Raw genomic sequence first — 11,917 nt, 5'->3', positions numbered from 1 at the left:
CGAACCACTGTCTCCACGATCAACATCCCGTTCTCGCCAACTGATCAAAACCAGTCGGCCGACTAAATCCCCGGGATGAAGGGGTCCTTTTTGCACGCCGATCACCCCACGAAGGGGGTGCCTATTGCACGCTGATCCTCACCGAGGAGACGGGAGAGGCGAACGACAGCTTCAGCGCCGCCTTCGACACCGATCTCGAACGCAGCAGGCTTGGGAAAAGCGAGGAGGAACTGACGTGCGATATGCCCGATGCGATGCAGGTGCAGCTTGCCGTCGAACTGATGATCACGACCGTGTTCGACGTGCTGCGCGACACGCGCATCGAAAGCGCGGCCGAACGGATCGCATGGGGGATCGTCCACAGCTTCCACCGCGTCGCAGGACAGTTCGCCGGACAGTCCGACCGGGCGGCGCAGGAGGTGCGCGAGTTGCTGCGCTCGGCCGACGGCAGCGAGATCCACGGCGTCGAACTTGAGGAACAGCAGCAACTCCTGGAATCGCTCGATGAAGCGAGCGATGCCATAGCCTGCATGCGCGATCATGCAGCGGACATCTTCCATGCCGAAACGGGGCGTCCGTGGTCGGCGCCGAAAGCGACGCTGGTATCGTCGAAGCGCACCGCGTCGGTTATCGCGGGGACCGATTATCTCGCGGCGCGCCGCCAGCGCCGCCTCGCGCAGCATTTTCCGGCGGGGCCGCTGGTGGTCTTCTCCGGGGGCGCTCGCTGGGCCGACCATCGCCCGATCTACAAGGCGCTTGAGGAGATGAAAGCGGCGCGCCCCGACATGGTGCTGCTGACCACCGCGCAGGACAGGGGCGCCGATGCCATCGCCGCGGCGTGGGCAGCAAGAACGAAGACGCCGCTGGTCGCGCTGGGGATCGACAAGGCGCGCTGGGGGAACCGGGCGGGGTTCGTCCGCAACGACCAGATCGCGCGGTTGCAGCCGGTGGGTGCCGTGGTCGCCGAGGGTACCGGGGTGCAGGCGCAGCTCGTGCGGGTGCTGCGGGCGGCGGGGGTAGACCCGGTGCTGCTCCCGCATCACGATATGCCGCGCGAACGGGTGCGAGCATAGAAAGGCGAGGGGATCGGTTCGGGCGCAAGCTCGGACCGATCCCCTTTTTTATGTCGAGCGTCCTGTCGCCACCCTCAGGGAACCGGACGCGGGAGCGCCCGGTCCCGTCGGGCGGCGATGCGGTGCGGCGCACCGGCCTCCTGCGCGCGGCTTCGCCGTGCTCGTCGCTGGGACCATCCCTTCGGGATGGGCGTCATTTGTTCGGGGCCATCCCCGAGAGGGCTTTTAGCGCCGCGACAGATGCAGTCCCTCCAGCACGGATCGCAAGATCGACGATCTCCCGAAATTCACGCTCGGTGAGCGTCTCGACAGGGAGCTCGGGCACGATCGCGGCATATTTGCCGCGCAGCGCGCGGCGGGCATTTTCGACATCGTCTGCGACCTTGCGCTGGCGCGCTTCGAGGTCGGCGAGGCGCTCGCGTTCACTCTTCTTGGGCATGTCCATCTTCCTTTCGATGGTCTGCCCGCCACGCACTTTCCTATCGAATGGATACGCCATGAATCAAGTCTCCCGAGAATATGCCCGGCGGGCCGCCGGGAAGGAAGAAATCCCCCTGGCGGGGGAGCCCGCGCGCCTTCCGGCACGAGGCTGCGCAGCGACATGGTCGCTGCGGTGGGCGGACGCACGCCGTTGGCGTTTGTAATGCACCCTACGCACGGGTGCTGCGCCGCGCTCTGGCCCGCAAAATCGAGGATTTTCGCGCGAATTCGCGAGATCCTCGTTGGGCGTCATATGTCGGACATGTCGGACAAGACCGGCGGACTTTGTCCGACAGCGCCGCTAACCCCTTGATCCATAGCGCCATCTTCTGCCCGACGCGTCGGACGCATTAGGCCATTGGAATATTGGAGCTTTGCGGCTATAGTCGAGCCGCTTCACAACCTCATGTCCAAAGGCTCCACTTTTTTGGAGCATCACTTTGGCAAAATTATCTCTCCGGCTCGACGACGCTCTCTATGATCGTCTGCTCGCCTCGGCGGACGCGGCGGGCATGACCCCGTCCGCTTATATCCGCGAGGCACTCGAACAGCTCAATGGCGCCGATCCCTTCGGTTTCCACGCCCGCTTCGATGAACTTCATTCGACCGTCATCCAGATACTCGCGATCCTCGCGTCGGACGTTGGTGCGCGCGACCCCCGGGCGCTCGCCAAGGGGATGGAGGACACCCACCGGCTGCTCCGCGAACGGGGGCTGCCGACCGGCGATGCGCTTGCTCGCCAGGGGGGAGGGCGGATGTCATGAGCATCTTTCGCAACGACACCCTCGGAAGCTGGACGCGCGGCGGCCAAGCTATCGTCCACAATGTCCGCATGACCACCCAGGTCTTCTTCCAGACCGTGATGGCGGGAACCGCGATCTGGATCATCGGCGCCATCTGGTACGCGCTCGAAAAGTCGGGCGATTATCAGCGCTACCTTCTCCTCAAATATGCCGAGGCCCTGTTCAAGTCCGATACGGCGCGAGGGACCACCGACCCGGTGCTGTTCCGCAGCCCCGAGGGGCGTGAATATTGGACCTCGGCCGACCTGCTCATCGGCGCGCCGATCATGAAGGAAGCGCTGAAAACGCTCGAGAGCGACATCATCACCGGGGCGATCCTCTCCGGTTTCTTCGCGCTCGGCGCGCTCCTCGTCGCCTGGTTCTATTTTACCCGGATGGGGCGTGGACTCGGTTCGAACGAATATCTGCGCGGCGCGCGCTTCGGGTCCGTCTGGCAAATCCGCCGCGCGCTCTGGCGCGAACGCAAGGGGAGTTTCGCGATCGGCGGCGTCAAGGTTCCGCTTGCTTTCGAGCCCGAACATATATTGATCTGCGGGGCTCCCGGCACGGGCAAGACCAACATGATCGTCAAGATGCTCGCCGGCATCCGCGCCTCGGGCCGGCGCGCGATCGTCTATGATACCGCCGGCACCTTCGTCGAGAAATTCTACCGGCCCGGGAAGGACATCCTCCTCAATCCGCTCGACAAGCGAACCGCCATCTGGTCGCCCTGGGTCGATGTCCCGCGCGACTATCATTATGACCAGATCGCGGAATCGATGATCCCGGACAAGCATGGCGACCCCTTCTGGTCGAAGGCCGCGCGCGGGACTCTGGTCGCAGTCATGCGCAAGCTCGCGGCCGAGAAGCGCACCTATGTCTCGGCGCTCCTCGAGACCATCGTGCGTTCGCCGCTGAAGACCCTCGGCGCCTATGTCGCGGGGACCGATGCGGCGGCCTTTGTGTCGTCGGAAGGCGAGCGGACCTCGGCGGGGGTGCAGGCCGAGCTTGCCTCGGTAATGCGCAGCTTCGCCTATCTCGACGATACCGACGATGGTCTCTCGATCCGCGACTGGGTGACCACCGAGGGGGATGACAGCTGGCTTTTCATCACCGTCAAGGCCGACCAGCTTCCGTCGCTCCGCCCCCTGATCACCGTCTGGCTCGACATTGCGATCAGCGCGATCATGAGCCTTGAACCCGATCAGGCCCGGCGCCTCTATTGCGTGATCGACGAGCTGCCGAGCCTCCAGAAACTGCCCTCGCTTTCGGATTTTCTCGCCCGCGCCCGCAAATATGGCGGCTGCGGCATTTTGGGGTTCCAGTCCTATCCGCAGCTGAAAGCAACCTATGGCCAGGAGGAAGCCGCCGCCGTGACCGGCTATTGCTCGACCTGGGTCGCACTCCGGGGGAACGACGGCGACACCGCCGATCTCGTCTCGAAGAATCTGGGACAGGTCGAGCAGGTCGAAGCCAATGAGGGGATGAGCTACGGCGTCAATGATATGCGCGACGGGGTCAATCTCTCGCGCATCCAGGTGACGCGGCCGCTCGTCCTCCACACCGAGGTCACGAACCTGCCGAACCTTGCAGGCTTCTTGCGCTTCGGCCGCGGCTTGCCGGTGATCCGGTTCGACGATCGCTACAACCGGACGCCGTCCTCCGCGGAGGCTTTCATCGAGCGGAGCGATCCCCCGCTGCGCACCGTGTCGACCCCTTCGCTGCCTGCTCCCGCTGCTCCATCCAAACCGCCTGCCACGCGCAAGCGCCCGCCGAAACAGGCCGCCGGTTCGGCGGCGCCCGAACTTCCTCTGGGTCCGGTCGCCACCGCTGGCGATGGCGACAAAGGCGACGGAAAGGCACCGATCGATCCTGCCGGTGGTATCGGGGGACATGACCCCGATGCGCCGATTGCACGCCTCGAGATCATCGCCACGCCGTGGACGCACTCGCTTCGCCAGCACGGTCGCCCGGGCGGCCGCCGCAGTCCCGCGAATCCGGCATGATCCATCCGCGCCGCCTCGGGGGCACGCCCGCTAATGTCGCCCGCTATTACACCATCGGCGACTATTATACGAAGGGAGGGAACGAGCCCTCGGCATGGGGCGGGCGGATCGCTACCGAACTCGGGCTCGAAGGTGCGGTCGAGCGCGGGGCGCTCGAGATGCTGCTCGCCGGCAAGGTCGGCGAGCAGCATCTCGGCCGTCGCCGCCATGGCACCATCGAGCATCATCCCGGCTGGGACTTCTCGGTCAACGCGCCGAAATCGGTGTCGATCATGGCGCTGGTCGCGGGCGACGAGCGTATCGTTGCAGCCCATGAGAAAGCGGTGGGTACTGCGATCGGCTGGATCGAGGAAGATGCCGCGCTTCGCCGCCGCATGAACGGCGACATCGTCCACGAGACGACCCGCCAGCTTCTCTACGCGCGCTTCACCGAACATGCCTCCCGCGAGCTCGACCCCCATCTCCACACCCATGTCGTCATTCTCAACATGACCCGGCACGCGGGGGATGAACAAATGGTCAGCCTCGAAACCCGCGCCATGTTCGCCGAGCAGATGACCGCCGGGCAAATCTACCGCAACGATCTCGCGCATCGCCTGCGCGGACTCGGATATGATATCGACTTCGACCCGCGGCGGGGGCTCTTCGAGATACGCGGCGTACCGCAGGACATGATCGCCGACATGTCGCGGCGCGCCGAACAGATCGACGCCCACGCCAAGGATCATGGCCTCGAGGGGCAGGCGGCACGCACGAGATCCTTCTTCGAAACCCGCCGCGCGAAGCAGAAGGTCGGGCTCGAAGGCCTTCATAGCCAATGGTCGGTGCGGTCCGCGGCGCACGCTCCAACTCTCGACGCAATTCGCAGCCGCGCGGACGAGCGCGGCGAACGGGAAATAGGCGTCGATCGGGCGACCGCGAGCCGGGCATCGCTTTACGGACTTCGCCAGTCCGAGACGCGCGAGGCCGTCAACAATCTCGGGCGGCTCATTCGGACCGGGCTCGCCTCGCATGTCGGCGAGGTGCGGCTCGAAGATGTCCGGCCCCTCTTCGAAGCGCATGAAGAAAGGTTCAAGCTGCTGCGGACCAGGGAGCAAACGGGCGACGGCGTACTGACGCGCGGACGGACCTCGCGCCGTACCGCGCGCCTCGAGATCGCGCTTTCGGGCCAGATCTCGCTCAGTCTCGACGACACTATACCCTTAGCTTCACCAGAACGGATCGAGGGATCGCTTCGGGGCAGCATCCTCAATGACGATCAGCGCAAGGTGCTAAGCTGGCTCGCATTGTCGAGTGACCGGGTCGTCAGCGTCGATGGGGTTGCGGGCTCGGGCAAATCGACGCTGGTCCAGCAATTGAAGGCGGCCGCCGATCCCGATTGGACGTTCGTCGGTTTGGCGCCCACCTCGTCGGCAGCGGGCAAGCTCGGCGCCGATGCCGACATTGAATCGCGAACCGTCGCGGCGCTGCTTGCCGGCGGCGGTCATGACGTTACCGACCGCCATGTGCTCGTCCTCGACGAGGCTGGCCAGCTCGGCAGCCGGCAGGCGCTCCGCGTGCTGCAAATCAGCCGCGACACGGGCGCCCGCGTCATCTTGCTCGGCGACAACAAGCAGACCGGGGCGATCGAGCAGGGAAAACCCGCCTGGCTCATGCAGCAGCTCGGTCTTCCGACAGCGCGGCTGAAGGTCGCGGTTCGGCAGGAAACCAAGTCGATGAAGGCTGCCGTCGCAAACGCGCGGCGCGGCGATTATGCCGCGTCGCTCGATGCGCTCGACAAGGTGGTTAGCGGCCAGCGCGCCGACAAGCTTGCGGAATCGTTGGTTGGCGAATGGACGCGGCTCAAACCCGGCACCCGCGAGACGACCAACATTCTCGTTCTCGACAATGCGACGCGGCTGATCGTCAACAGCCGGATTCGCGAGGTGCTGAAACGGGAAGGCGCAATTGGGCTTGAGGATCTGCGGCACTCCGTCCTCACATCGTCGGGCATGACCAACGAGGAGAAACGCTTCGCCCGCTTCTATTCGTGCGGGCAGGTCGTCCGGTTTGCGCGCGATGACGCAGCGCGCGGAATTGCCAAGGACCATGAATATCGCGTCGCCGGCATCGAGCCCGATAGCAAGGGTCGCCAATGGGTACGGCTGGCGGGCGAGAATGGCGGTCAGCTTCTCTGGAACCCGAGGCTGGGACGGGCATCCGAGGTCGCCGTCTTTCTGGAGGACACACGCGACGTGGCAGCGGGCGACCGCATCCAGTGGCGCCTGGCAGCGAAGGAGCTCGATCTTAAAAATGCGGAACGTGGGACCGTGGAGCGGATCGACGGCTCGGTCGCGACAATCCGTTGGGATCGCAAGGCCGAGCCGCAAGCTATTGATTTAGCGCTCCATCGCACCTGGGATCATGGCTATGCCGAGACCGTCTATTCGGCGCAGTCGAAAACCTACGACCGCGCCTATGTGCTGGCGCCGCTCGGATCGGGCCTCGTCAATGCCCAGAATTATTACACCGCGATCACGCGCGCGCGCTTCGGCGTCAAGCTCTGGACCGAGGATCCCGAGCGCCTCGTCCGGAAGCTCGAGGCGAACTCGGGCGAGAAGACATCGGCGCTGGAGGGGCTGGGGCGCCTCGCGCGCGACAGCCACCGAATACGGAGCCTGCGCCACCCGGGCGCAATCGAACGCGAGCGCGCTGCAATGTTGCAGTCACGAACTGAGCGCGCGCAGCGGCGGGCGGACCGAGAACGCGCTTGGGCGGAGATGTTCCGTCCGGCCAGCCTCGCCGAACGGCTTGCCGGGCGCGCCCACCGTGCGGCAGGCCAATTCGATGACTATCTGCACGGGCTATTGGGTGCGGGCAAGCAAGCGGCACCCGAGCCGGTACCCGAACAGCGGCGCCACCAGGAACCCGATCGCGGAGGCCATGATCGATGAAATCCGATGGTCCCGGACCGGACCACGAAGACTGCGGATCAGCGAGCGGAAGTCACGTCGGACCGATGGCGTTCGAACCCATCGACATCGACACCCTTTTATTGTCGGAGCGACGAGCCCCATGATGAAATTCCCTATTGTCTGCCGTTTGCTGACCATCATTGTCGCGGCTTCAACCTTTGCCGGGTACGCAAGCACGGCATCGGCCAAGCCTCCGGACGCGCAGCAGGAAGTCGAACTCGCCACCTGCATTCGCAAGGCCTCAAAAGGCAGGGCCTGGCTTGAGCGCACCCTGTGGGGACTCCGCGATCAGGAGGGCGGCTGGATCGGCGCCGCGGTCGCCAACAGCAATGGCACACATGATCTCGGACCCCTTCAGGTCAACAGCTGGTGGGTTCCGAAAATCGCCAAACTCGTCGGACGTCCCGAGGATCATGTCCGATCATGGTTGCAGAACGATGCCTGCTTCAACGCCGAGGCCGCGCGCTGGATATTTCTGTCCGGGCTGGCCGTCACAGGCGATTATTGGAAAGCGGTCGGCGTCTATCATAGTCCAACGGGGTGGAGGCAGGCGCGATATGCAAACAGCGTCGCAGTCCATTTACGGCGGCGCTTTGGACGATCGATATGGTGACACCGATATTGCGGAGATGACCCGCGCTTGGGTGGCTCAGCGGAACCACGGCCCGCTGAATGGGTCGGCGAGATACTGCTGCGCGGCCTTCACTAGCCGCTGGACGCGCGAGCGGTAGGATGCACTTTCAATTCGCCAACGACGCGCCGTGACACTCTCACCGAACAGGACCTCGGCGATTCTCTTCTGCGATGCGCCCGCGGCCAGCGCATCGGCGGTTCGTAGCTCGAGTATCCAGCGCGCGGCCCGGCTTTCGCGCGGACGCAGCGACGCCGGCATTTCGCCGCGCGCCGTCAATGCCAGAAACTGTTGCAACGCCGCGATCTTTGGGGCCGCTGAATCCACGCCTTCGATCTCATGCACGAGAAGAGTGGATCGGCCGAGCAAGGTGCCATCATGGTGCATAAGCCGGATCAGCCAGCGACCGTCCGAAATGAGCCAATGTTCTCTGTTCGCCTGATCGACCGAGATCGAGACATAGTCGGCGAGCGCGAGGACATCGAAATTATCGCCGGGACCAGGCGCGCGGCGTCCGGCGCGCGTCTGGAGAACTTTGGGGTCGACGTCAGGCGACCAGATGGGGCGAGCTTCGGGTGCGGAAATGGCGGGGTCGATCCAGGCAAGCAGACCGACCCTTATCGGTGCATCGATCGGGAGCCGGTCCCGGGCCGCCCATAGGCGGCGATACCGGGGTGTTCGCCGCAGCCACACGCCGACCGCGCCGTCCTGCATCGCAAGAAAGTGGAAGCCTTTCGAATCCGCGTCCCATATGGGCGCATTCTCGATCAGCGTGCCGGCAAAGCTGAACCTCGCCGCGCCTCCATCCGCGACGCGGCGATGGTCGCCGCCATTGACCCCAACGATATGCCAGCCAAGTGCAACGCGGTTTTCGGCCACCGAAGGCTCGCTCACACGATAGGCAGCCCAGCGGCCGTCGGGCGATATGGTGACGCCGCTGATGTCGCGTGTCGCCACAATATCCTCGACGGTGACGAGCGGCGTGGCGGCGGCCATCGCCGCCGCCAGCATCACCATGTTACGATCCCCTGCAGCGCGATCGTTCGCCCTACAGCGCTCGCCTGCTCGGGGTCATAGCCGAGTACCGAGGTCGCCGTTCTGAAAAGGACATAAGGCGGGTCCCGATCGAAGAGATTGTTGACGTTGAGTGCCAGGCGGAAGGCTCGCCCACCTGGAGCGCCAGCGATGCGCGCGCCGAGCTGGAGGTCGAATGTCGTCCAGCTCTTCACCTTTTCGGCAGGCGTCGCGGTCTGGTTGCGATAACCCGACATATGGAGCAGCGACAGCCCGCCGTCGAAGGGCCCCGCCTCGAAGCCGAGGCGACCGCGCAGGCGGAGCTTCACGGGATTGCCAAGCGTCCCGACCGCGTTGATCGCTGGCGCGGAGCGCGTGACCTGCTGGTCGATGCTGAACAGGCGAGATCCGCCCAGCGAAAGCGTGAGCGCGCCATTCGGAATGGAATGGCGGTAGGAAGCGTCGAAATCCAGGCCGCGGATCGTCACCCGCGACAGGTTGAAAGTTCGCGCATCGGCGATGACCTCGATATCCGAAGCTTGGACACCGAGCGGATTTCTGAGGTTCGGATTTGCGAAATAGGCAGCGACCTCCGCCGGGTCGGGCGTCTCGTCGACAAGCTCGCCATAGACATCCCGCCGTGCGAGGAAGTTGAAAATATCGAAGGAGGCGCTCGCGATACGGTCGCGATAGGCAATGTCGAACCAGGTGGCTGAAAGCCTCAACCCCGGCAGGGCGACGGGTTCGAGGTCGACGCCCGCCGTCCAGCTCGTCGCCTTCTCGGGGCCAAGGTCGGGACGGAAACCAAGTAGCGCGAGCGCCAGCGTCTGGCCGGTCGGCGATTGAGGATCGGGCAGATAGACGGGCTGGTAGGTCGCATTGGCGGCGCCGACCAGTTCGGTGAAGAAGGGTGCCCTGAAGGAATGGCCATAGGAGGCCCGGACCACCACGCCCCGAACGGGCGTCCAGCGCAGACCCAGCTTGGGGTTGCTCGTGCTGCCGACGTCCGAATAATCCTCATGGCGTCCGGCGAGCGACAGCTGCAGCGCACCCGGGAGGCTCGTCCCTGCATCGAAGATGGGAATTACCAACTCGCCATAAAGGGCTCGAACCGTGCGCTTGCCCGGAAGCCCGGGCAGGCGCGAGGTGGTTGTGCTGTTACCGAAGAGGTCAAAGACCGACGTATAGTCGAGGCGTTCGCCGCGAATCTCGGCGCCGGCGGCGAGTTTCACTGTGCCGGCGGGAAGATCGAACAAACTGCCGTCCGCGCGCAGAGCCGCCGTCCAGACTCGCGAGCGCACCCGCGAGACAAGGCCGCCGCGAAGTCTGCCGACAAGCGCCGGATCATTGACCGCGCCGTCTCCGAACACGTTCAGCGCTGTTGCCGGGTCGGATAATACGAGCGCCTCGGAGCGGCGCGTGATGTGGATGATATTGATGTCGTCGGCGCGCTCGCGCTGCAGGCCGTAGCCGCCGCTGATCTCGAGCGACCAGTCGCCAACATTGGCGCGTGCCCCGCCTGAGAGGTTGAGGGCGCGCGCTCTACCGCGCGCGCCCTCGGGACCGAAATCGGCCGACGGGTCGTAGAATACCGTGATCGGCTGACCGGTGCCGATCGGATCGACATAATAGGGATTGGCGCTCGTGACGGTGACGGGAACGGGTCCGAACCGGCGCTGGTTCACACGGTAACGCCTGTCCGCATAGAGACCCCGCGCAAAAAGGGTGATCGCCCCGATCTCCTGTTCGGCTGAGGCATAGAAGCTGAGGCTGCGTTGGCGCGGCAGGATGTCGACGAGCCGCTGCGCGTCGGCGCGATTGAAGCTCCCCTCGATCAGATCGGCCGCGGTGAGGCCCCGCCCGTCCTGTCCAGGGGGAATTGCGAAAACGCGGCCATTGGCGGCAAGGATCGTCCCGGGATTGGCGAAATTCGACCGAAGGTCGGGGCCGCCTACGGGGCGCAGATCTTCGCTGGTGAAGCGCCGCTTCGTTGCGGGCAGGTTGCCGCGGCTGTAATATTCGGCGGCGAGTACGAGGTGACCGCTGTTCCATTTTTTGCCGAGCAGCTGGGCGATCTGCATCTCGCTGAAATCGCCGTCCGCCGTCCCGGCTCGCATGCGCGTCTCCGCACCTTCGAAGCGATTGCGGAAGCGAAGATTGACGACGCCTGCTACCGCGTCCGAACCGTAAATGGCCGACGCCCCGTCGGTCAGTATCTCGATACGGTCGATCGCGGACGAGGGGATCAAGGAGAGATCGGTAAACGCACCCCAGGCACCGCCCATGGCCGGGCGAACGCCGTCGAACAGGGTGAGCGTAGAGGCGCTGCCAAGACCGCGCAAATTGATCCCCGACCCGAAGTTGAGATTTGTGTTCGCATTGCCTCGCGCGGTCGCGCCAAATGTGGCCTCACTGGGGCCGCCCGAGAAATTCTGCGGGATGGTTTGAAGATAGTCGGCGAGCGTCGTGCGCCCGCTCCGGTCAAGCGCATCGCGATCCACGATCGTCACGGGCGAGCCGACCGGGCCGGCTCCGCGAATGCGGGTACCGGTGACAATGATCTGCGCGTCATCACTCTGCGCGGTCCCGCGATTTGCCGAGCTTTCGGCGAACCTGTCGCCCTTTCCCTCGCGGATAACGAGCGTTCCGTCCACGCTTTCGGCGACCAGTTCGGTGCCGGCCAGAAGCTGCGCCAGGGCCGCATCGGCGTTGAAGGTGCCGCTGACCCGGGCGCTTTTCTTGCGCGCGACAACGTCCGAATTGGCGATGACGTCCCGGCCCGAAAGTTCGGAATATTGCCGCAAAGCGTCCGCCAGATCCTGCGGCGCGATGTCATAGCTTTGTTGGCCCGTCTCAGCCGAGGCGGCGGGCACTGGAAGCCCAATCGTCGCAGCCGTCGAAGCCAGGATAGCTGCCAGAAGTCTCACTCTCATCTTTCCCTCCCGCGCGGCCGTGATGGCCGTCTGGAAGGGCGAGA

The 11,917-nt window shown here is 64.8% G+C and carries 8 protein-coding genes; 5 read left to right on the top strand and 3 right to left on the bottom strand.

Going from position 1 to position 11,917, the window contains the following annotated elements; genetic code table 11:
* Positions 1 to 242 precede the first annotated feature (242 nt).
* Positions 243 to 1,073, top strand: a complete 831-nt coding sequence (locus VGN62_RS05390) for an SLOG family protein (protein ID WP_327451672.1) — start codon at positions 243 to 245, stop codon at positions 1,071 to 1,073.
* A 193-nt stretch (positions 1,074 to 1,266) separates the two neighbouring features.
* Here VGN62_RS05390 and VGN62_RS05385 read toward each other — a convergent pair whose 3' ends face one another.
* On the bottom strand, positions 1,267 to 1,512 hold the full coding sequence (locus tag VGN62_RS05385) for a hypothetical protein (protein ID WP_058804246.1): 246 nt from the start codon (positions 1,510 to 1,512) through the stop codon (positions 1,267 to 1,269).
* A 481-nt stretch (positions 1,513 to 1,993) separates the two neighbouring features.
* Between VGN62_RS05385 and VGN62_RS05380 the strand changes: the two genes are divergently transcribed.
* From VGN62_RS05380 to VGN62_RS05365, 4 genes are all read left to right on the top strand, one after another.
* Complete coding sequence (locus VGN62_RS05380; protein WP_062769473.1) at positions 1,994 to 2,317, top strand: hypothetical protein; 324 nt, start codon at positions 1,994 to 1,996, stop codon at positions 2,315 to 2,317.
* Positions 2,314 to 4,341 carry a type IV secretion system DNA-binding domain-containing protein gene (locus VGN62_RS05375; RefSeq protein ID WP_082813374.1) on the top strand — a complete coding sequence of 676 codons (2,028 nt, stop codon included), beginning with the start codon at positions 2,314 to 2,316 and terminating at the stop codon, positions 4,339 to 4,341. The genes VGN62_RS05380 and VGN62_RS05375 overlap by 4 nt, the downstream gene beginning before the upstream one ends.
* Entirely contained in the window at positions 4,338 to 7,274 is a 2,937-nt protein-coding gene (gene mobF / locus VGN62_RS05370) for a MobF family relaxase (protein WP_062769515.1), read from the top strand. The genes VGN62_RS05375 and mobF overlap by 4 nt, the downstream gene beginning before the upstream one ends.
* A 121-nt stretch (positions 7,275 to 7,395) precedes the next feature.
* Entirely contained in the window at positions 7,396 to 7,908 is a 513-nt protein-coding gene (locus VGN62_RS05365; RefSeq protein ID WP_062769476.1) for a lytic transglycosylase domain-containing protein, read from the top strand.
* A 36-nt stretch (positions 7,909 to 7,944) separates the two neighbouring features.
* On the opposite strand, the gene VGN62_RS05360 is transcribed toward VGN62_RS05365, so the two are convergent.
* Both VGN62_RS05360 and VGN62_RS05355 read right to left on the bottom strand, forming a co-directional pair.
* Positions 7,945 to 8,937 (bottom strand): DNA -binding domain-containing protein, encoded by a 993-nt coding sequence (locus tag VGN62_RS05360; RefSeq protein WP_327451671.1) that lies wholly within the window; start codon positions 8,935 to 8,937, stop codon positions 7,945 to 7,947.
* Complete coding sequence (locus VGN62_RS05355) at positions 8,937 to 11,813, bottom strand: TonB-dependent receptor domain-containing protein (protein ID WP_062770303.1); 2,877 nt, start codon at positions 11,811 to 11,813, stop codon at positions 8,937 to 8,939. The genes VGN62_RS05360 and VGN62_RS05355 overlap by 1 nt, the downstream gene beginning before the upstream one ends.
* Positions 11,814 to 11,917: the final 104 nt, after the last annotated feature.

It is taken from the genome of Sphingopyxis sp. (assembly GCF_035998905.1).
Lineage (GTDB): Bacteria > Pseudomonadota > Alphaproteobacteria > Sphingomonadales > Sphingomonadaceae > Sphingopyxis.
The sequence above is the reverse complement of the archived record's forward strand: the minus strand, read 5'-3'. Positions and strand labels throughout refer to the sequence as shown.

Bases quoted from the DNA above. Each gene is read 5' to 3' on its own strand.
- VGN62_RS05390 (WP_327451672.1), top strand. From the start codon at position 243: ATGCCCGATGCGATGCAGGTGCAGCTTGCCGTCGAACTGATGATCACG.
- VGN62_RS05385 (WP_058804246.1), bottom strand. From the start codon at position 1,512: ATGCCCAAGAAGAGTGAACGCGAGCGCCTCGCCGACCTCGAAGCGCGC.
- VGN62_RS05375 (WP_082813374.1), top strand. From the start codon at position 2,314: ATGAGCATCTTTCGCAACGACACCCTCGGAAGCTGGACGCGCGGCGGC.
- mobF (WP_062769515.1), top strand. From the start codon at position 4,338: ATGATCCATCCGCGCCGCCTCGGGGGCACGCCCGCTAATGTCGCCCGC.
- VGN62_RS05365 (WP_062769476.1), top strand. From the start codon at position 7,396: ATGATGAAATTCCCTATTGTCTGCCGTTTGCTGACCATCATTGTCGCG.
- VGN62_RS05360 (WP_327451671.1), bottom strand. From the start codon at position 8,937: ATGCTGGCGGCGGCGATGGCCGCCGCCACGCCGCTCGTCACCGTCGAG.